Source organism: Cupriavidus sp. 01T418, assembly GCF_056398885.1.
Map to the genome: position 1 here is coordinate 46,974 of NZ_JBFTQG010000009.1, position 20,120 is coordinate 67,093.

At 66.5% G+C, this 20,120-nt stretch carries 17 protein-coding genes and 2 pseudogenes; 12 read left to right on the top strand and 7 right to left on the bottom strand.

Features of this window, described 5'->3' with window-relative positions; all coding sequences use genetic code 11:
• Nucleotides 1-238: 238 nt before the first annotated feature.
• The 3 genes and pseudogenes from AC1DQ3_RS12560 to AC1DQ3_RS12570 form a co-directional block, all read right to left on the bottom strand.
• Entirely contained in the window at nucleotides 239-793 is a 555-nt protein-coding gene (locus tag AC1DQ3_RS12560) for a shikimate kinase (RefSeq protein ID WP_477120520.1), read from the bottom strand.
• Nucleotides 794-909: 116 nt separating this feature from the next.
• Nucleotides 910-1,079 (bottom strand): annotated as a pseudogene (locus AC1DQ3_RS12565) (3-keto-5-aminohexanoate cleavage protein); the annotation flags it as partial.
• Nucleotides 1,080-1,175: 96 nt separating this feature from the next.
• Nucleotides 1,176-3,059: a bifunctional sugar phosphate isomerase/epimerase/4-hydroxyphenylpyruvate dioxygenase family protein gene (locus AC1DQ3_RS12570; protein WP_477120521.1), complete on the bottom strand. Its 1,884-nt coding sequence runs from the start codon at nucleotides 3,057-3,059 to the stop codon at nucleotides 1,176-1,178.
• Between the two features lie 131 nt (nucleotides 3,060-3,190).
• Here AC1DQ3_RS12570 and AC1DQ3_RS12575 point away from each other — a divergent pair, with 131 nt between their 5' ends.
• The 4 genes and pseudogenes from AC1DQ3_RS12575 to AC1DQ3_RS12590 form a co-directional block, all read left to right on the top strand.
• On the top strand, nucleotides 3,191-3,958 hold the full coding sequence (locus AC1DQ3_RS12575) for an IclR family transcriptional regulator domain-containing protein (protein ID WP_477120522.1): 768 nt from the start codon (nucleotides 3,191-3,193) through the stop codon (nucleotides 3,956-3,958).
• Between the two features lie 308 nt (nucleotides 3,959-4,266).
• A complete protein-coding gene (gene aroQ, locus AC1DQ3_RS12580) occupies nucleotides 4,267-4,719 on the top strand; it encodes a type II 3-dehydroquinate dehydratase (RefSeq protein ID WP_477120523.1) in 453 nt (150 codons plus the stop codon).
• 83 nt (nucleotides 4,720-4,802) lie between these two features.
• Nucleotides 4,803-5,249: a hypothetical protein gene (locus tag AC1DQ3_RS12585; RefSeq protein WP_477120524.1), complete on the top strand. Its 447-nt coding sequence runs from the start codon at nucleotides 4,803-4,805 to the stop codon at nucleotides 5,247-5,249.
• 157 nt (nucleotides 5,250-5,406) lie between these two features.
• Nucleotides 5,407-5,655, top strand: a pseudogene (locus AC1DQ3_RS12590) (helix-turn-helix domain-containing protein); the annotation flags it as partial.
• A 108-nt stretch (nucleotides 5,656-5,763) separates the two neighbouring features.
• Here AC1DQ3_RS12590 and AC1DQ3_RS12595 read toward each other — a convergent pair.
• Nucleotides 5,764-6,597: a shikimate dehydrogenase family protein gene (locus AC1DQ3_RS12595; protein WP_477120525.1), complete on the bottom strand. Its 834-nt coding sequence runs from the start codon at nucleotides 6,595-6,597 to the stop codon at nucleotides 5,764-5,766.
• A 413-nt stretch (nucleotides 6,598-7,010) separates the two neighbouring features.
• Between AC1DQ3_RS12595 and AC1DQ3_RS12600 the strand changes: the two genes are divergently transcribed.
• The 3 genes from AC1DQ3_RS12600 to AC1DQ3_RS12610 all read left to right on the top strand — a co-directional run bounded on the left by AC1DQ3_RS12600 (nucleotide 7,011) and on the right by AC1DQ3_RS12610 (nucleotide 10,217).
• A complete protein-coding gene (locus tag AC1DQ3_RS12600; protein ID WP_477120526.1) occupies nucleotides 7,011-8,165 on the top strand; it encodes a 4-hydroxyphenylpyruvate dioxygenase family protein in 1,155 nt (384 codons plus the stop codon).
• A gap of 128 nt (nucleotides 8,166-8,293) precedes the next feature.
• On the top strand, nucleotides 8,294-9,259 hold the full coding sequence (locus tag AC1DQ3_RS12605) for a hypothetical protein (protein WP_477120527.1): 966 nt from the start codon (nucleotides 8,294-8,296) through the stop codon (nucleotides 9,257-9,259).
• Between the two features lie 187 nt (nucleotides 9,260-9,446).
• The gene (locus AC1DQ3_RS12610; RefSeq protein ID WP_477120528.1) at nucleotides 9,447-10,217 is read left to right on the top strand and encodes a class I SAM-dependent methyltransferase; all 771 of its coding nucleotides are present in this window, start codon (nucleotides 9,447-9,449) and stop codon (nucleotides 10,215-10,217) included.
• 21 nt (nucleotides 10,218-10,238) lie between these two features.
• Here the strand turns inward: AC1DQ3_RS12610 and AC1DQ3_RS12615 are convergent, their stop codons facing one another.
• The 3 genes from AC1DQ3_RS12615 to AC1DQ3_RS12625 are packed head-to-tail and all read right to left on the bottom strand — an operon-like array spanning nucleotide 10,239 to nucleotide 16,212.
• Entirely contained in the window at nucleotides 10,239-11,747 is a 1,509-nt protein-coding gene (locus AC1DQ3_RS12615; protein WP_477120529.1) for an efflux transporter outer membrane subunit, read from the bottom strand.
• Between the two features lies 1 nt (nucleotide 11,748).
• Nucleotides 11,749-14,952, bottom strand: a complete 3,204-nt coding sequence (locus AC1DQ3_RS12620; RefSeq protein WP_477120530.1) for an efflux RND transporter permease subunit — start codon at nucleotides 14,950-14,952, stop codon at nucleotides 11,749-11,751.
• A gap of 15 nt (nucleotides 14,953-14,967) precedes the next feature.
• Entirely contained in the window at nucleotides 14,968-16,212 is a 1,245-nt protein-coding gene (locus tag AC1DQ3_RS12625) for an efflux RND transporter periplasmic adaptor subunit (protein WP_477120531.1), read from the bottom strand.
• Between the two features lie 664 nt (nucleotides 16,213-16,876).
• Between AC1DQ3_RS12625 and AC1DQ3_RS12630 the strand changes: the two genes are divergently transcribed.
• The 5 genes from AC1DQ3_RS12630 (at nucleotide 16,877) to AC1DQ3_RS12650 (ending at nucleotide 20,042) form a co-directional block, all read left to right on the top strand.
• Entirely contained in the window at nucleotides 16,877-17,035 is a 159-nt protein-coding gene (locus AC1DQ3_RS12630; protein WP_477120532.1) for a hypothetical protein, read from the top strand.
• 46 nt (nucleotides 17,036-17,081) lie between these two features.
• Nucleotides 17,082-17,621, top strand: a complete 540-nt coding sequence (locus AC1DQ3_RS12635) for a sigma-70 family RNA polymerase sigma factor (protein ID WP_477120610.1) — start codon at nucleotides 17,082-17,084, stop codon at nucleotides 17,619-17,621.
• Entirely contained in the window at nucleotides 17,618-18,418 is an 801-nt protein-coding gene (locus tag AC1DQ3_RS12640; protein ID WP_477120533.1) for an anti-sigma factor family protein, read from the top strand. Before AC1DQ3_RS12635 ends, AC1DQ3_RS12640 begins: the two co-directional genes overlap by 4 nt.
• Nucleotides 18,419-18,631: 213 nt before the next feature.
• The gene (locus tag AC1DQ3_RS12645) at nucleotides 18,632-19,132 is read left to right on the top strand and encodes a hypothetical protein (RefSeq protein WP_477120534.1); all 501 of its coding nucleotides are present in this window, start codon (nucleotides 18,632-18,634) and stop codon (nucleotides 19,130-19,132) included.
• A gap of 181 nt (nucleotides 19,133-19,313) precedes the next feature.
• Nucleotides 19,314-20,042 carry an IclR family transcriptional regulator gene (locus AC1DQ3_RS12650; protein WP_477120535.1) on the top strand — a complete coding sequence of 243 codons (729 nt, stop codon included), beginning with the start codon at nucleotides 19,314-19,316 and terminating at the stop codon, nucleotides 20,040-20,042.
• Nucleotides 20,043-20,120 lie beyond the last annotated feature (78 nt).

Genomic DNA, 20,120 nt, shown 5'->3' on the forward strand with positions numbered 1-20,120 from the left:
AGGGCGTTCCAACGCCCCTTGCAAAAGATGTAAAAAAACGACCCGGACGCTTCAGCGCCCGGGTCGTTTTCTTTTGGGGGGAGGACGCCGAAACGCATTCCTGGCCGGCCATCGCGCCGACCTGCCCGGACGGCTCTGCGCGCCCAAGGCCGAGACGCACCTTTACGTGCGCGGTCCCGCTGGTTTCATGGAAGCCGTGCTCCGGCAAGCGCAGGAAGCCGGCTGGCATGAAGCGAACTCAACCCGGTTTGGGCTCCGCTTGCGGCCGCAGAGGCTGGTCGCTCATGCCGAGCCGCTCGAGCACGCGTCCGGCGGCATTCGCCACGCTGTCGCCGTGCTGGGGCATGATCAGGTGCGCCGTTTCGCGATAGAGCGGGTCGCGCACCCGGTAAAGGGCCTCCAGCGTGGCGCGCGGGTTGGCGCCTTGCAATAGCGGGCGGTTGCGGTTGCGCCGGGTGCGATGCCAGAGTTCGGCGGGCGAGGCGGTAAGGTAGATCACGTAGCCGCGCGAGCGCAGCATCTCGCGGTTTTCCGGGCGCAGCACGGCGCCGCCGCCGGTCGCCAGCACGATGCCCTTGCGCTGGGTGAGTTCGTCGAGCGTGCGGGTCTCGCGCTGGCGGAAGCCTTCCTCGCCTTCCAGCTCGAAGATGGTGGGAACGCGCACGCCGCAACGCGCCTCGATTTCGTGGTCCGTATCGAAAAAAGGCAGTCCCAGCCGGCGCGCCACCGTCCGGCCTATGGTGGTCTTGCCGGCGCCCATGAAGCCGATGAAGAAGAGGTTTTCGAAGTCCAATTGGGGGAGGAGCCAGCGCAGGCTCCGGATTCGGCCTGCGCTACGTTAGCACGAGATGGGCGCCGCTCAAAACGGCCTGGCGTCGCGCCCGTTGCGTGGCGGCGATGCAGGGGGCTTCAAGGACCTGGCAATTGCCGCGCCTGCGCGGACGTGGCCACGGCGCGGCCGTACTCCGCGCACAGCTGCGCGACCCGGCCGGCCAGTTGCGCGTTGCTGGCGGCCAGCGTGTCCTTGTCCCAGCCCCATTGTCTTCCAGGCCAGTGCGGCAATGGCCGCCGCGCTGCAGTGGGGACCGAACCGGTGATGGCTGCCGAGAGGATGCAGGGGTCTCGTATTTGAAACTCCAATTCCGATATTCCGATGTGCGATTGCAATGTCCGTCTCAGGCGGGCCGGGCCGGGCGGTTGCGGCTGGCCAGGGCTTGCGCCGCCATGCGCAGCGAGGCGTTGGCCGCGCCGAAGCCCAGATAACCGTCGCGCTGCACCAGCTCGAAGAAGAACCGGTCGTGGAACGGCTCGGTATAGGCGTGCAGGAATTCGCCGCCGGCATCTTTGTCGTAGAGCAGTTGTTGCCGGCGCAAGCGCTCCAGCAGCGCATCGTCCAGCCCGAGCCGCGCGCCGACATCGTCGTAGTAGTTGTCGGGCACATGGAGCATGGCGGCTTCGGCAGGGACGATGCGCTCCAGCGTTGCGCTCAGGTCGGGCGTGCGCAACGCAATATGGTGGATGCCCGATCCGGCATAGGCGGTGACGAACCTGCCGGTGGCCGTGCGGCTGCTTTCCGATACGTTGAGCGGGATCCGTATGCTCTGCTCCGGGCTGACCATGGCGCGGCTTTTCACCAGTCCGTAAGGGTCCGCGATCTCGTGCAGCGCCTCGGCCCGCAGGCCGAACACCGTCTTGTAGAACAGCACGAAGCTGTCGAGCCGGTGCGCGGGCAGCGCCTGGGCGATATGGTCGATGGCGGCGAGCCCCGCGCCCGCGCTGCCGGCGCTGCCGGGTTCGAGCACGAAGTCGCTCTCGTAGATGCTGCGGTCCGATTCCCGTTCGTCGATCAGGTAGAACAGCATGCCGTCCGGCGCCCGCACGGCCGGGATGCTGCGCTCGTCCGGGCCGATGCGCTCGCGCCATTCTTTGCACAGCAGGGCACGGGCACGCGCAATGGCGCGCTGGGCATCGTCCACCTTCAGCCCCACCGCGCACACGGACGGGCCGTGCAACTGGAAGTGCTCGGCGGCGGCACTGTCCAGCTCGGCATTGAGAATGATATTGACGCCGCCCTGGCGATACAGGTCCACCGCCTTGGAGCGGTGGCGGCCGGCGTGGTGGAAGCCCAGCGAACGCAGCCGCGTACCCAATTCTCGTCCGGCGACATAGTCCACCGCGAACTCCAGGAAGTCGACGCCGCCGAAATGCGGCGCGGCTGGCAGGGCGGGGCCGCCGGCTTCCGATTCGAGCCAGATCAGCGAGCGCAGCCCATCCTGCGCGGTCAGCCGCGCGGGCGCAGCGCGGAATTCATCGTTGAAGATCTCCAGCGAAAGTGGCCCGCGATAACCCGCGCCGATGGCCGCGCGCGCGAATCCGGTGATGTCGAGATCGCCCTGGCCGGGGAAGTTGCGGTGATGCCGGCTCCACGACAACACGTCCATGCTCATGCGGGGCGCGTCGGCCAGTTGTACGAAGAAGAGTTTCTCCGCCGGTACGTCGCCGATGCCTTCGAGCGTGTCGCCCAGCGACAGCGTGTGGAAGCTGTCGAGGATCAGGCCCAGCGCTGGATGGTCTGCCTGCCGCACGATCTCCCACGCCTGGCGCCACAGCCGGGTGTGGCGAGCCCAGGCCAGCGCCTCGAAGCCCACCAGCAGTCCTCGCTTCGCCGCGGCTTCGGCCATGGCGTGCAGGTCGGCGGCGGCGCGCGCGGGATCGTCGATGGCGATCCCTTGCACATTGCTGCAGACCAGCACCATGGGCGCGCCGAGTTCTTCCATCACGTCGAACTTGCGTTCGGCGCGCGCCATGTTGCGGGCACGGAATTCATCGGGCATTGCCTCGAAATCGCGGAAAGGCTGGTACAGCGGGATATCCAGGCCGAGGTCGGCTGCGATGCGGCGTACATCGGCTGGCGAGCCATCGAAATTCAACAGGTCGTTCTCGAAGATCTCGACGCCATCGAAGCCGGCCGCGGCGGCCGCTTCCAGTTTTTCCGGCAAGGTGCCGGACAGCGATACGGTGGCGATCGATTTCGGGTGGCGCCAGGCTGCGGTGTCCATGTCAAATCCTGCGTGCTTCGTGTAAGGCAAGGTTAGAACCGATAGCAGGCAGCAACAAGCGCAATTCGCCCGCATACGTGCGATAATCGCGCCATTGCGAGCGACTGGCGCTCGGAACTAGGGTTATCGCTATGGACAAGGAACCGTTGAACCGGCGCGACTGGATTGCCGGACTGGAGAAGGGCCTGGCCATCCTGGAGGCCTTCGATAACGACCATCCACGCCTGACGCCCACGCAGGCGGCCCAGTTGACGGGCCTCACGCGCACTGCTGCGCGGCGTTACCTGCTCACGCTGGAGCACCTGGGTTACACCACCAGCGACGGCACGCTGTTCAGCCTCACGCCGCGCGTGCTCAAGGTGGGCTGGTCCTACTTCGATTCAGCGCGCCTGCCGCGGGCGGTACAGCCCTTCCTGCAGCAGATCACGGCGGCGGTGGGCGAGCCGGCTTACCTGAGCGTGCTGGATGGATGGGAGCTGGTGTTTATCTGTCGTACCGGCACGAGCCGAGTGATGAATACGGGCTTTGTGCTGGGGGCGCGCGTGCCGGCGCCACTGGCTTCGGCCGGGGTGATGATGCTTGCCTCGGAGCCCGAGGATAAGGTCAAGTCCTGGCTGGAGGGCGTCGTGCTGACGCCCTACACGCCGTACACTATCCTGCAGCAGGACCGGCTGCTGGCGGAAATCAGGAAGGCGGGCGCGCAGGGTTATGCGCTGGTCGAGCAGCAGTTGCAGATCGGGGTGCGCGGCGTGGCGGTGCCGCTGCGGGATCGGCATGGGCAAGTGATGGCTGCGCTGAGCGTGAATATGCAGATTGGGGAGGAGAGCGCGGAGCAGGCGCGGGAAAGGGTGTTGCGGGTGCTGCAGGATACGGCGATATCGATTATGCGGGTGCTTTGAGCGTGGCAATTGCGCTTGCTTGACGGCAAAGTGAACTGCTCATGCACGGTGACAAGAGGACTGCCTGAAAACGCAGCTGACGGAAGGGGCGCATGCGGTGGCGAACCAACCGGCGCGAACAAAAGCGATACAGCCCGATCAGAATTCGGATGATGGGCTGCAGAATCTGCGCGTCACCGAGGCCATCGCCGAGGCTGCGCGTGCAGGCCGCATCGTCGAGACGGCGGATGTCGTCGTCCCAAGGCGTGGACGAGGCGGGCGGCAACGATCAGAAGACCGGCAAGAACACCTAGGAAAGAGGGAACAACATGCAATCCGTACTCGTCATCAACGGACCCAACCTGAACCTGCTCGGCACGCGCGAGCCGCAGATCTATGGCTCGACCACGCTGGCGGATGTCGAGGCGGCCCTGCAGCAGCAGGCCGCCGGAATGGGCCTGTCGCTGGCCTGCTTCCAGAGCAATCACGAAGGCGCCATCGTCGACCGCATCCACGCGGCGCGCACCGAAGGTGTCAGCTATATCCTGATCAATCCGGGCGCGTTCACGCACACCAGCGTGGCGATCCGCGATGCCTTCGCCGGCGTGGCGATTCCCTTCGTCGAGGTGCATATCTCGAACGTGCACAAGCGCGAGGCGTTTCGCCACCATTCCTACCTGTCCGATATCGCGGAGGCCGTGATGGCGGGCTTCGGCACGCAGGGCTATGGCCTGGCGCTGCAGTTCATCGGTGCGAAGCTGGCTGGAATGCCCGCCAGGTAGCCGCTGACATTGCATTTGCGGGTCCGGTGGATGCGTGCAGAGAAACGGTATATACTGTTTTTTGCATTTTCTGGAATCCGCAAATGAGTACGCCACATATCAAGCCCCCAACGAAGACGGCCTTCTACTTCCCGACCAGCGCGGAGCAATCCGATGCCAGCGCCCGGAAACAGAGCGCCAAGGAGAGCGCCAAGGCAAAGCCCGCCGCAGGCAGGAAGAAGCCGGCGCCCGCAGATGCAAAGGTCAAGCCATCGAAGGTGGCCGGCAAGCCGGCCGCCGCTCCCGTGGTAGAAAAAGCGCCGCGCCAGAAGAAAGAAAAAGCGGTGCGCGATAGCTTCACCATGCCCAAGTCGGATTACGCGCTCATTGCCGAGATCAAGCAGCGATGCCTGGCGGCCGGTGTGCAGATCAAGAAGGGCGAGGTCCTGCGGGCAGGCTTGCAGCGCCTCGCCGCAAGCTCGGCGGAGCAGTTGATGGCCGCCGTGTCGGCTGTCGAAGTCGTCAAGACGGGGCGCCCGGCGAAGGCCTGACGCGCAACCGATCCGGGCGGCGCGTTTCCTCCAGCCGCTTGCATGACAACAGCCAGGCACTTGTCCTGGCTGTTTTGCCGTTCTTTTTGCGGATCATCCGGATCGAAACGCCCTTCAGGCTGTTCACCAATGCAGAGACACCTTTAAATTCGAACGCATGCCGAACGGCGAGCAGACGCGCGACATGCGTCGCTTCGCCGGATCGTGCCGGTTCGTATTTAATCAGGCTCTGGCATTGCAAAAGGCCAACCACGAGGCGGGCGGAAAATTCATCGGCTATGTGGCGATGGCGAAGCAGCTGACGGCTTGGCGAAATAGCGCAGAGACGGCGTGGCTGAAAGATGCGCCGGTTCACCCTTTGCAGCATGCGCTGAAGGATTTGGAGAAGGCTTACAAGAATTTCTGGCCAGCATGCCCCAGCGCATTCGTCCGACCGCGGATGTCCGTTCTGTCTTGCGCCCTTGCCTTGGCATGGCGTCTGTACGCGCGGCAGCGTGGCCGGCGTGCCGTCCACTCAGTAGGCGATCCTGGCAACGGCGCGCAATTCGTCGGCCGTCGCCGTGCCGAAGCCGAAGAACTCCAGGTAGGCCGGAATCATCTCGAACAGCATGTCGGTGCCGACCTGGACCTTGCAGCCGCGTTCCATGGCCGCGCGCAGCAAAGGTGTGTATTCCGACTTCATCACCACTTCGCCCACCCACGCCTGCGGATCGATGCGCGACACATCGAAGGGCAGGGGGTCGGCTTCGTTCATGCCCAATGGTGTGGCGTTGACCACCACTTCGTAGCCGGCGGGATCGTTGGCGCCGACACTGATCAGCAGGCTCGGATAGTGCGACCGCAGGCGTGCCGCCAGCGCTTGCGCGGGCGCTTCGCTCGCGTCGAACAGTCCCAGCCGCGCCACCCCGGCGGCGGCCAGCGATGCGGCGATGGCCGAACCGACACCGCCGCAGCCCGAGACCAGCACGCTGGCGCTCTCCAGCCGGCAGCCCTTGCGCTGGATGCCGCGCACGAATCCGGCGCCGTCGAACTGGTCACCCAGCAAAGTGCCGTCGTCGCGCAACAGCACGGCGTTGCAGGCGCCGGCGATGCGCGCGGTCGGGGTGAGCGCGTCCACCAGTTCCATGGTGGTGACCTTATGCGGCATGGTGATCAGCGCGCCGCGGATATTCGTCAGCCGGAACAGCGCGCGGAATCCGCTCGCGAAGTCCTCGGCTTTCAGGCCCATGGGCATCACGACGGCATTGATGCCGCGCTGCTCGAACCACGGGTTGTAGATCATCGGCGCCTTGAAGGACTCGGTGGGGTAGCCGATATGGGCGATGAGGGTGGTCTTGCCGTTGATCATGATGGGGGCCGGGTTCGATGTGGATAGTCGAAGCTTAGGGGCGCAAGGGGCTTGTTCCAAGAGTGTCATCCAGCATATTGCGCGATAGATGAACGAGGATGCGCGCTTATGGATCGAAACGCGGGTTTGCCCTCGATGTACGCCGCATCCGGGCAAGGAGGATTGGCCGCATTGGGGTTTACACGAAGTTCGTGCGGTCATCGCTCGCCCGCGCACGAATAGCGTGGTGGGCCGGGGCTGCCGGCATTGTTGGCCACCGGGGCGCCGGGTAGGCTTCGGCTGCCGCCGCGCCCATCCGGTCCGGCGCGAGCGGGAGCGGGTCTTGCGGCTGGGCTAGAGCGAAGCCGGGCCCCTTGCTATGATGAGCGACGCCACACCCGCAGCCACCACGGATCACATAAAGGAGCACAGACATGAGCCTGTCGGCAGACGCCTTTTCCCCGCGCGACGACGATTTCCAGCCTTGGGAGAATCCGCTGGGCATCATGGGTTACGAGTTCATCGAATTCGCGTCTCCGGACCCCGTCGCGCTCGGGCGTACCTTCGAACGGTTCGGCTTCCATGCCATTGCCCGGCACCGGCACAAGAACGTGAAGTTGTACCGGCAAGGCGAGATGAACTTCATCGTCGATGCGGAACCGGATTCCTTCGCCACCCGCTATGCCTCCGAATATGGCTTGTCGATCTGCGCGGTCGGCATCCGCGTGAACGATGCGGCGACGGCCTTCGCGCGCGCGGTCGATGCCGGCGCGTGGCCATTCGAGGGCGGCACGGTGGGCCCCATGGAGTTGAATATTCCAGCCATCCAGGGCATCGGCCAGTCGATCATCTACTTTATCGACCGCTGGCGCGGCAAGGAAGGCCGGCCCGGCGACGTGGGCGACATCTCCATCTACGACGTCGATTTCCGCTCGCCGGCCAATATGGCCAATACGGCCGAGGACGCCGCCGCGCTCACCACCCCGGCCGGGCTGACCCGCGTGGACCACCTGACGCAGGCGGTCGAGCCGGGCCATCTGGACGAATGGCTCGATTTCTATCGCAATGTACTCGGGTTCAAGGAGATCCACGAAGTCAACGCGGGCTGGCAGGTCGCCAGCGATTCGCGCGTGCTGCTCTCGCCCTGTGGCCTGATCCGCATCCCGATCTACGAGAAAGGCACGCAGCGCCACGACCAGATGGAGCACTACCTGTCCGGCCAGCGCGGCGAAGGCATCCAGCATATTGCGCTGGCGACCGATGATCTGGTCGCCAGCGCGGCCGCGCTGGAACGCAACGGCGTGCGTTTCGTCGAACCGCCTCCGGCCTATTACGAGTCCATGGATGCGCGCGTGCCCGGCCACGGGCTGGATCTCGCCGCCTTGCGGCGCTACGGCATCCTGCTGGATGGCGCGCAGCGCGGCGACGGTACGCGTGAGCGCTTCCTGCAAGCCTTCGCCAGGCGCGAGGCCGGCGAATTCTTCTTCGAGATCGTCCAGCGCGATGGCTACCACGGTTTCGGCGAGGGCAACCTGCCCGCGCTCGAAGCGGCCATGGCTTCAGCCAGTGTGCCGAAGTCGCCGGCTTGACGGCACGGACCGGCTCGCGGATAGTGCGGTTCCCGGGATGCCGCGCGCGGCGCGGCGCCGATGATGTCCCGCGTCTTCCCCCACTCCTGTCTCGGGCCTTGTTCGCGGCCCAAGCGTTCGCCGTCACCATGAAACTTCGCTTTCTCGCTACCCGTCCGGCCCCCCGAACCCCTGCGCGGCCGATGCTGGCGCCGGCGCTGGCGCTTTGCCTCGGACTGGCCGCCTGCTCCCGGCATGAGGCGCCGCCCGCGCCGGCCTCCGTTGCCGTAGCGCAGGCCGACAGCCTCGCGCGCGAAGTCCTGATCCGCCTCGCCTTTCCCGCCTGGCACGACGACGACAAGGGCCGCGTGGTACGCGCCCGGTTGCCGGACCCGGAGTACAAGGGCAAGGGCCAGGCGCCGCTGGTGGAGGACACCATCGACGTCAAGCCGATCCAGGTGATCCGGCTGGACGACACCCACGCCGTGATGCTGACCGAGGGCGTGACCATGGATGAAGCCGGCACGCGCAACGACAGCCATGCCGCGGGCGCCTGGCTGGGGGCGTATTTCTTCACCCGCGATGGCGACGCCTGGCAACTGGGCCGGCGCATCGACGGCTATGACTACACTGGCGTGTCAGGCTCGCTGGGACAGTCGGCGGTGACGAAGATATCGGCCACGGATTTCGCGCTGACCCAGACCTGGGGCAGTTGCTGGCAGGGCTACTGTGGCAGTTGGGCATCCGTGTATCGCCTGGAGCCCGGGCAGATTTCGACGTTGCTGGGCAGCGTGGCGATCAGCGCGGAAAACAGCGGTGCGTTCGAACCTTGCGCCGACGCGCTCGCCGGCAAGCCGCTCGCGCTTGCCGCAAGCGGCGCGGATGGCCAGAGCGATAGCGAGCAGGTCTGCTACAACGTGGAGGGCAAGCCGGCCTTCGCGCTGGGCACGGATGCGCCGGGCGATCTCACGCTGACGTTCCGGGGCGAGGAAGTCCAGGTGCCGGGAGGCGCCGCCAAGCCCCGGCACCGCTCGCTGGACGCGATGGTGCGCTATCGCTTCCAGGACGGCAGGTACCTGGTGAGCCAGGGCAAAAACCCGGTACCCTCTTTCTGAGCCCCGGGGCGCTCCCTGATGCTTGCAGGCGGGACCCGGAAGGCGTAGCTTGCCGGGTTGTGCCGCCGCGACGGCAAGAATCCTCCGGTCCTGACCGCGCGGTGCCGCCACTTCCCTGGCCGCGCCTGTCCGTATCCCTTGCCGGCTCCGGAGCGTCCGTCCAATGCACTCAGAGAATCGCGCACCCATGACCGACATCCATCACGCCGCCGCCCAGGGCTTTTCCAGCCAGGCCGATACCTACGCGCGCGGGCGCCCCGACTATCCGAGCGCGCTTTGCGCCTGGCTGGACACGGAGCTTGGCCTGCGGGCCGGCAAGACCGTGCTGGACCTGGGCGCCGGCACCGGCAAGTTCAGCCGCCTGCTGCTGGCCACCGGCGCCACCGTGATCGCGGTCGAGCCGGTGGCGGCAATGCGTGCCCAGCTCAGTGCCGCGTTGCCCGTGGTGCGGGCGGTGGAGGGCACCGCCGAGGCCATCCCGCTGCCCGACGCCAGCGTCGACGCGGTGGTCTGCGCGCAAGCCTTCCACTGGTTCGCCAACGTCGCCGCCATGGCCGAGATCGGCCGTGTGCTGGTCCCGGGCGGCAAGCTCGGGCTGGTCTGGAACGTGCGCGACGAGTCGGTCGACTGGGTGGCGCGGCTCACCGCCATCATGACGCCGTTCGAGGGCGATGCCCCGCGCTTTTACAAAGGCGACTGGAAGGCCGTGTTCCCGGCTGCCGGCTTTGGCGAGCTGGCCCTGTCCAGCTTCCCCTACGAGCACGTCGGCCCCGCGCAGCGGGTCATCGTCGACCGCGTGATGTCGGTGAGCTTCATTGCGTCGCTGGCGGCGGCGCAGCAGGATGCGGTGCGCGCCCGGCTGCAAGCCGTGATCGACGGCAGCCCGGCGCTGGCCGGCAAGCCGAGCGTGGCGTTTCCCTACCGGACCGAGGCCTATAGCTGCCAGCGGCTGGGGTAGCCGGCGCGGGCCCCGGGGCGGCTACGGGACGGCGGCACCTGCCGCAGTGGCCGGCACAGGCACGCTGTAGTCGACCGGCGCATCGGCGGGCCGCGGCGTGTCTCCCGCCCGTTCGATCCAGCCGCCACCCAGGAACTGATAAAGATCGACCAGGTTCGTCAACCGCTGCAGCCGCGCATTGATCAGCAGCAACTGCGCGCTGTAGAGATCGTTTTGCGCGGTCAGCACGCTCAGGTAGCTGTCCACCCCGTTGCGATAGCGCAGGTCCGACAGTGCCAGCCGCCGCTCTTGCGAGCCGGTGAAGCGTTCCAGTGACTGGATCTGCTTGTCGAAGGTACCGCGCGCGGCCAGCCCGTCCGACACTTCGCGAAAGGCGTTCTGGATGGCCCGCTCGTAGAGGGCGATCTCGATGCGTTTCTGCACCTTTGCCAGGTCCAGGGCAGCCACGTTCTGGCCGCCCTGGAAGATCGGCAGGGTAATCTGCGGGGCGAACGACCACGCCCCGGAACCCGGCTTGAACAAGCCGCCAAGCGTGGGCGAGAGCGTGCCCGCGCTGCCCGTGAGCGTCACGCGCGGGAAAAACGCCGCACGCGCTGCGCCGATGTTCGCGTTTGCCGCCAGCAGCGATTGCTCCGCGGCGGCGATGTCGGGGCGCCGCGTCAGCAGGTCCGAGGGCAGACCCGCCGGGATATCGGTGAGCAGGGACTGGCTGTTGAGCGGCATGCCTGGCGGCAGGTCGTCCGGCAGCGGCTCTCCCACCAGCAGCACCAGCGCATTTTCCGCTTGCGCGCGCAGCCGGCTTTCCGTTTCCAGGTTGGCGCGCGCCTGCTCGACGACGCCTTCGGATTGACGCAGGTCAAGCTCCGAGCCCGTGCCGACTTCAAACTTCAGGCTGGTGATGCGCAACGACTCCTCGGCCGTCACCAGCGTGGCGCGCGTGACCGCGAGCGCATCGTCGAAGGCGAGCATCGCGAGATACTGGTCCGCCACCGACGACAGCAGCGCAAGCTCCGCCGCCTTGCGGGTTTCCGCCAGCGACAGGTACTGCGCCAGCGCCTGGTCCGACAGGCTGCGGATGCGGCCAAAGAAGTCGACTTCCCACGACGCATTGACGCCGACCGAATACTGGCCCGAAACGGTCCTGCCGAAGGACGTCAGGTTCGCCGGCGTGCGCGCCCGGTTTTCCGAGGCCACCGCGTTGACCGAGGGGAACAGCGCCGAGCGCGTGATCTGGTACTGCGCACGCGCCGCTTCCATGTTCAGTACCGACACGCGCAGGTTGCGGTTGTTCTTGAGCGCCAGTTCGAGCAGGCGCTGAAGGCGCGGATCGGCAAAGAAATCGCGCCAGCCGATGTCGGTCGCCGGCGCGCTCGCCGGCGTGCCGCTCGCGGTGACGGGCTGCTGGTCGTAGACGCCGCCTGCGGGGAAGGCCGGGGCCACGGGGGCAGCCGGGCGCTCGTAGCGCGGCTGGAGCGTGCAGCCGGCGGCGAGGATGGTTGCGGCGGCCGTGATCGATGCGAGTCTGTGCATCTCAATGTCCTTCCCTGTGCATGCCGGCGTCGCCGTTGCTGTCCGGTTGCTGCGGCTGGTCCGGCTGGCCGGAAGACGGCGGGGGAGGCGTCCCCGGCGTTGTCTTCGTCTTGCCGAACTTGGCGATCACGACGAAGAACATCGGGATCATGAAGATGGCCAGGAAGGTTGCCGTCAGCATCCCGCCGATCACGCCGGTGCCGATCGCATGCTGGCTGCCCGAGCCCGCGCCGTTGCTGAGCGCCAGCGGCATGACGCCGAGGATGAACGCAAGCGATGTCATCAGTATGGGGCGCAAGCGCAGGCGGGATGCCTCCACCGCGGCATCGACGGTGCTCATGCCCTGGGTGCGCAGCTCGCGGGCGAACTCCACGATCAGGATGGCGTTCTTGGCCGACAGGCCCACCGTGGTCAGCAGGCCGACCTGGAAGAACACGTCGTTCTCCAGCCCCCGCAGCGTGGCGGCCAGCAACGCGCCCAGGATGCCCAGCGGCACCACCATGATCACCGAGAACGGGATCGACCAGCTTTCATACAATGCGGCCAGGCAGAGGAACACGAACAGGATCGAGATGCCATAGAGGATCGGCGCCTGCGCGCCGGACTGGCGCTCCTGGTACGACAGGCCTGTCCATTCGTAGCCGACGCCCGTCGGCATCTTCGCCGCGATGGCCTCCATGGCATTCATCGCCTGGCCGGTCGATCTGCCGGAAGCGGCCGCGCCCTGGATCTCCACCGCCGGAATGCCGTTGAAGCGTTCGAGCTTCGGCGACCCATAGATCCAGGCCCCCGAACCGAAGGCGCCGAAGGGCACCATGCCGCCCGACCCATTGCGCACGTACCAGGCGCCGAGGTCCTCGGGGTTCATGCGGAACCTCGGTTCGCCCTGCACATAGACCTTCTTGATCCGGTTGTCGGTATCGAGGAAGTTGTTGATGTACAGCGATGCCCACGCGGCCGAGAAAGTCTGGTCGATGTCCGCCGCGCTGACGCCGAGCGCATTGGCCTTCTCGCGGTCGATATTGACCTTGAACTGCGGCGTGTCGTTCAGGCCGTTCGGGCGGACCTGTGCGAGCATCGGGTCCTTTGCCGCCAGGCCAAGCAGCGCGCCGCGCGCCTCCATCAGCTTCGCATGGCCCAGGCCGGCGCGGTCCTGCAACTCGAAGTCGAAGCCCGCGGCCGTGCCGAGTTCCGGGATCGAGGGCGGATTCAATGGGAACACGTTGGCGTCCTTATACCCCGCGAAATGTCCGAAGATCCGCTTGACCAGGGCGGGGGCTTTCAGGTTCGCGGACTCGCGCTCGGCGAAGCCCTTCAGCCGTATGAACACCAGGCCCGAGTTCTGCCCCCGGCCGGCGAAGCTGAAGCCGTTCACCGTCAGCACTGCCTCGACCGCGTCCTTCTCGCTGTTCAGCAGATAGTTCTGCACATCCAGCAGCACCTTGGCGGTGCGCTCTTGCGTGGAGCCCACGGGCGCCTGCACCAGCACGAACATCGTGCCCTGGTCCTCTTCCGGCAGGAAGGCCTTCGGCAGCCGCACGAACAGCAAGCCCACGACCAGGATCACCATCAGGTAGATGATCAGCCAGCGGCGGGAGCGCCGGATCACGTGCACCACGCCGCTATGGTATTTCTGCTGGCTCCTGGCGAAGGTGCGGTTGAACCAGCCGAAGAAACCGGTCTTTTCGTCGTGATGGCCCTTCGGGATCGGCTTGAGCATGGTCGCGCACAGCGCCGGCGTCAGGATCAGCGCGACCAGGACGGACAGCACCATGGCGGCGACGATGGTCAGCGAGAACTGCCGGTAGATCGCGCCCACGGACCCGCCGGAGAAGGCCACCGGCACGAACACCGCCGATAGCACCAGTGCCACGCCCACCAGTGCGCCGGTGATCTGCTCCATGGCCTTGCGCGTTGCGTCGCGCGGCGACAAGCCTTCCTCGGCCATGACCCGCTCGACGTTTTCCACCACCACGATCGCGTCGTCCACGAGCAGGCCGATGGCCAGCACCATGCCGAACATGGACAGCGTGTTGATCGAGAAGCCGACCACCGACATCACCGCGAACGTGCCCAGCAGCACCACCGGCACCGCGATCGTCGGGATCAGCGTGGCGCGCAGGTTCTGCAGGAACAGGTACATGACCAGGAACACCAGCACGATGCCCTCGATCAGGGTCTTGATCACCTCCTCGATCGACAGCGTGATGAACGGCGTGATGTCGTACGGATACTCCACCACCACGCCTTGCGGCGCATACCGCAGCAGTTCGGCCATCTTCGCGCGCACGGCGTTGGCCGTGTTGATCGCGTTCGCGCCGGTGGCGAGCTGGATGCCGAAGGCCGCCGTCGGCTGGCCGTTGTACTTGGTGTCGAAGTTGTAGTTCTCGCCGCCAAGGTCAACGCGTGCCACATCCTTCAGGCGCACCTGCGAGCCGTCGGTATTCACCTTCAGCAGGATATTGCCGAACTGCTCGGAAGTTTGCAGCAGGGTGGCTTCCGTGATGGTCGCCTGCAGCATCTGGCCCGGCACCGACGGCGTGCCGCCCAGGCTGCCGCCGGCCACCTGCACGTTCTGCGCGGCGACCGCATTCCTGACGTCGATCGGCGTCAGGCTGTAGTTGTTCAGCTTGGTCGCGTCGAGCCAGATCCGCATGGCGTACTGCGTGCCGAACAGCGTCACCGTGCCGACGCCGTCGATCCGGCTGACCGGGTCCAGCACTTTCGATGCCACGTAGTTGGCGAGGTCGTACCGGCCCATGCTGCCGTCCTTGGAGACAAAGGCGAGGATCAGCAGGAAGCTGCTGCTCGATTTGGTCACCTTGGTGCCCAGTTGCTGCACGACCTGCGGCAACAGCGGCGTCGCCAGTTGCAGCTTGTTCTGTACCTGGACCTGCGCAATGTCCGGATTGGTGCCGGCGGCGAAGGTGAGCGTGATGGTGGCGGTGCCGGAGTCGTCGCTGGTGGACGACAGGTAGAGCAGGTGATCGAGGCCACTCATCTGCTGCTCGATGACCTGGGTAACGGTATCTTCGACGGTCTTCGCGGAAGCGCCGGGATAGGTCGCGCTGATCTGGACCGCCGGCGGGGCAATCGTCGGGTATTGGGCAATCGGCAGCGTGGCGGTGGAGGCCAGGCCGGCCAGCATCAGGATGATGGCGATCACCCACGCAAAAATCGGCCGGTCGATAAAGAACTTTGCCATGAAGGTGGCTCCCTTTTATCGCGCGGCCGGCGCGGAAGACGGGGACGGAGCGGACGCGGACGCAGCAGGCGCGCCCGGTGCGCTCGCCGCTGCGACGGGCTGCGCGCCGGAGGCCGGCTGCGCCGGCACCTGGGCCTCGACCGGCTTGACCGTACTGCCGGGTTTTGCCTTTTCCACACCGTTCACGATCACGCGATCGCCGGGCTGCAGGCCGCTGTCCACCACCCAGCCATTGCCGAAGGTGCCGGAGGTGGCGATCTGGCGTTGCGTCACCTTGTTGTCCTGGCCGACGACGAGGACCATCGGCTGTCCCTTCTGGTCATGCGTGACGCCGATCTGGGGCACGACGATGGCCTTGTCGTTCACGCCCTCGTCGATGCGCGCGCGCACGAACATGCCCGGTAGCAGCACGCGATCCTTGTTGGGAAAGATCGCCCGCACCGTGACGGAGCCCGTGCTCTGGTCGACGCTCACGTCGGTGAACTGGATCTGGCCGGTCTGCGGGTAGGTCCGGCCATCTTCGAGCAGCAGCGTGACCTTGGCGGCATTGGCGCCGGTGGTCTGCAGCCGGCCCTCCTGGATCTCGCGGCGCAGCCGCAGGCCGTCCACGCTGGATTGCGTCAGGTTGACGTAGATCGGGTCCAGTTGCTGCACGGTGGTCAGCAGCGTGGCCTGGCTGGCCTGCACGTAAGCGCCCGGCGTGACCTGCGACACGCCGCTGCGCCCGGTGACCGGCGAGGTGACATCGGTGTAGCCCAGGTTGATCTGCGCCGTTTCCACGCTGGCCTTGCCCGCTGCCACGTCGGCTATCGCCTGGCCCAGCGCGGCAACGGCGTTGTCGTAGTCCTGCTTGCTCACGGCATTGCCTGCGACCAGTATCTTGTAGCGCTGGACCAGCGCGTTCTGCGTGCCCACGTTGGCCTGCGCCTTCGCCAACGCTGCCTTGGCATTGTTGAGCGCGGCAATGTAGGGCAACGGGTCGATCTTGTAGAGACGCTCCCCGGCCTTGACGTCAGAGCCCTCGGTGTAATCCCGGCGCTGCACGATGCCATCGACCCGCGCGCGCACCTGCGCCACCAGGTACGCGCTGGTGCGGCCGGGCAATTCGGTGACGACGGGCACGGTGGCCGGCTTGACGGTAACGATGCCGACTTCGAGCGGCGGCGGCGGCGGCGCGGCTGGTTTCTGTCCGCACGCAGCAAGCATGACGGCAGCCGTCGCGGCACTGATATGGCGAAATGGAACCCGCTCGATGCGCATGAAGGGACCTCGGAATCGATAATAGTGGACTGAAAACACGTAAACACGCACGCGCCGGCCGGCGCTCTGGCAGCAAGGCAACAGCCGATCCGGCCCGGCGCGCCGCAAGGCCATGGTGGAAAGTTCGGCTATCGATCGAGGCCGCGGTCAGGACGCCGGCGATGGCCGGAAGCCTCGCACGGCGCGCGGGAGAGGCCGTGAGAGCTTGGATGCCTGACCTCGCCATTGGGAATGGCAGGGCGAACGAGGTAGAGGAAGGAGTTTTCCGCAAACTGAATGCGAGCCCGTGTCAATGCACTCATTCCAACCGTTGACGAATCGCTTCATCGTGACGGCGCCGTCGTGCCTTTAAGCGCTATGACTATTCCTGCACCCTCACGGCAGGGTGAAATGGGTGGCATGGCACATCACATCACTTTAGGTCACTTGCATGACAATGCAAGGAAGGCTCGACGCATTGTGTGCCGCACAAGCAACGCCGTGATGTCGGCAATGCGCCACGATTGCAGCGGCGGATATCGATGCGGCGCCCTCGTTGGGAATAAAACCGGGGCGCCAGCCGTTTACCCGTTGGGCAGGACCGGCAGCGGCATGCAGGCAGACCGATGTGGTGCATGCGGCATCGACGGATGCCGCCGCGTGGCCTGCCGCCAAGGAGACCGACATGAAAGCGCGCCGACTGGTCTTTGCACTGCTGCTGGCGTTGATGGCGGTGGCGGCCTGCTCTTCGGATGGCGGCGGCGGGTCCGGCCAGTCGTCGGCTTCGCGTGATGGCAGCCGCAGCACGAGTGGCACCGGCGCCATGGGCGGCGGCGGATATTGATATCCGCGCGGATGCATCGGGAGGCGTGCACCATGTCTTGTCAGCAGTGAGCTTTGGCGACGACATCACTGTCTGGCTTCCGCAGCTGCGGCGCTTTGCGCGCGCCCTCACCGGCGACGCGGCGTGGGCCGATGACCTGGTTCAGGACACCGCCGAGCGTGCGATCGCCCAGGGCAGCCGCTTGCGCGCCGGCAGCAATGTGCTGGCCTGGATGCTTACCGTGCTGCGCCATCTCTACATCGATCAATTGCGCCGGCGCCGCGAAGTGGCGGTGGACCAGGCCGACCCCCTGTGGCAGCGGCAGGAAGCCCCGGCCGGCGAGATCGACGGATTATTGCTGCGCGACGTGCAGCGCGCGCTCTACCGGCTCCCGGTGGAGCAGCGCGAAGTGCTGTTGCTGATCGTACTGGAAGGCCTGAGCTACCAGGAGGCCGCGGCGGTATTGCACGTGCCGCCTGGCACGGTGATGTCGCGCCTGTCGCGGGCACGGGAGCATATGCGTGTCTGGCTTGCCGGCGGCACCGGCGGCGCGGGTGGAGATAGCGAGCGGCACGTGCCGCTCAGGGTGGTGAGAAACAAGTCATGAGCGACGATCGAGGCCCTGGCTCCCCAAGCTCCCCTGGCTTTAGCGAAGCCGCACCGGATACCGAGGCGATAGAGCGCTTGTGCGCGCTGGTCGACGGTGAACTGCCCGAGCCCGAAGCGTCGGCCGCCCGCGCGGCGTTCGCGCACGACGAACAGGCGGCAAAGCTGGCCGAACACTATCGCCAGCAGAACGCCGCGCTCAAGGCCTTGTTCCCCTTGCCCGCCAACCTGCGCTATGTGCTGGTCAGGTCGCGGCCGCCCTGGCGACGCCGTGCACTGGCCGCCACGGGCTGGGCGCTGGCCGGGCTGGCGCTGGCCCTTGGCGTGGCCTGGCTCCCCGGAGCGGGCGCCGATCCTCGCGCGTTCGCTCGCCACGCCGACGCCGCCTATGCGGTGTTCGCGCCCGAACAGCGCCATCCGGTCGAGGTGGCGGCTGCCGACCAGGCGCACTTGCAGACCTGGCTGTCGCGCCGGCTCGCGCGCACGCTGACCATCCCGTCGCTGGACGAATACGGATTCGCGCTGCTGGGCGGCCGCCTGCTCGTGGGCGACGCCGGCCCGGCCGCGCAGCTGATGTACCAGAACCCGGCCGGCGAGCGGCTCACGCTTTACATTACGCCGGCCGCGCCCGCTTCGGCCACCCTCGGCCTGCTGCGGCAGGCGGACCGCCGCACGTTTTACTGGGTCAGCGGCGGGGCGGGCTACGCGCTCTCAGGCCAACTTGGCGAAGCGCGCCTGCGCACCATCGCCAGCGATGTCTGCGCCAGCCTCGGCGGGCATCCGGAGGCGTGGCGATAGCGATACGCGGTCGCCCGAGCCGGTCTCAAAGCCGGGGAGCGTGGAATGAAAATGGAATAAGCGCGGGTGCCAATGCGTTTACCCGATGTGGGAACGCGTGCTGCATGCGAAGCGCGCCAGTGGGTCCCGCAGGCAAACCGATGTGCCATGGGATGTGCTCTGGCGTTGGCCGGGCACATCGCAACGTCGGGCGTTCGATCCCGGGATGACATCATGGGAAAGGCTCTGGGTGCCGTGGCGGCCTTGCTTGCCGGCCTCGGTTTGAGCGTACCGGCGGCAGCGCAGATGGCCACTGACGCAGGGAACGTTTATTCGTCGCCTTGCCAGCAGATGACGGGGCAGGTGGAGGTCGATGGCTACGTGCAGCAGGTGGTCGGGCTGGCCTGCCTGCAACCCGACGGCTCCTGGCAGATGGTGGAAGACACTGGTGGCACGGCCATCTATCCGCAGCCGGCTTATTACATCGATCCGTGGTACTGGGCGCCGGTCGGTGTCGGCTTTGGTGGAAGTTTTATCTTCGTCGACCGCTTTCATCACTTCCACCATATGCACCACATGTCCTTTGCCCACGCAGGGGGCGGCTTCCATGGCGGCATGCGCGGTGGCTTCCATGGCGGTTTCAATGGCCATGGTGGCTTCCATGGCGGCGGTGGTGATGGATTCCATGGCGGCGGCGGTGGATTCCATGGCGGCGGTGGTGGTCACCATCACTAAGGAGGGAGGGAGGCGCCGAACGTGAATGCGCATCAGGACTTCAAGGGGCGCGCCATGCTGGGTCCCTGGGGCGATTGACAACGCTGGTACCGTTCTATACCGTGGAACACTGTGCGGGCATGCCATCCCTTTGCCGGCCTTCTCCAGCTTCCTCTTTCAACCCTCCCAGCCCTGTTCCCACATGCCACGTAAAGCCGCCCAGCTCTCCGAAGCCGACAAGCATGCCGCGCAAGGCGGCGCCGTAGCCGTGGACCGTGCCTTGTTCGTGCTCTGCGCTTTTCGCCTGGGCGACACCACGCTGAGCCTGGTCGAACTGGCTCAGCGCACGGGCCTCTACAAAAGCACGCTGCTGCGCCTGCTCGCATCGCTCGAGCATGCCCGCCTGATCCTGCGACATACCGACGGCCGCTATGGACTGGGGCCCGAAGTGGCGCGCCTGCACTCGGTCTATTCCGCCTCCTTCTCGCTGGAGATGGTGGTGATGCCCGTGCTGCGCCAACTGGTGCAGGCCACGCGCGAGAGCGCAGCCTTCCACGTCGAGCAAGGCGAGCATCGCCTGTGCCTGTACCGCGTCGATTCACCGCAGCCGGTGCGCGACCATGCCAAGGCGGGCGAGCTGCTGCCGCGCAACCGCGGCGCCGGTGGCCGCGTGCTGCGCGCGTTCAGCGGCGCGCGCGGGGAGATCTACCAGAAAATCCGGGAGGAGGGCGTTGCCGCGCTGGTCGGCGACCGTATCCCGGACATTGCCGGCGTGTCTTCGCCGGTGTTCGGTCCGGATGGCGAACTCAAGGGGGCGCTGACGCTGACCTGTCCCACACCACGTTTCGACGAGGGGTTCCGCTCGCATGTGCTGCTTGCTGCGCGTGATCTGACACTGGCACTGGGCGGCGCCTTTCCGTTCCCGGCCTGATCGCCGGATGATCCTGGCCTCGCTGGCGAGACACGCTCGCCAGTCGGACGGCCTTTGCCGGCACGGCGGCATGCCTCC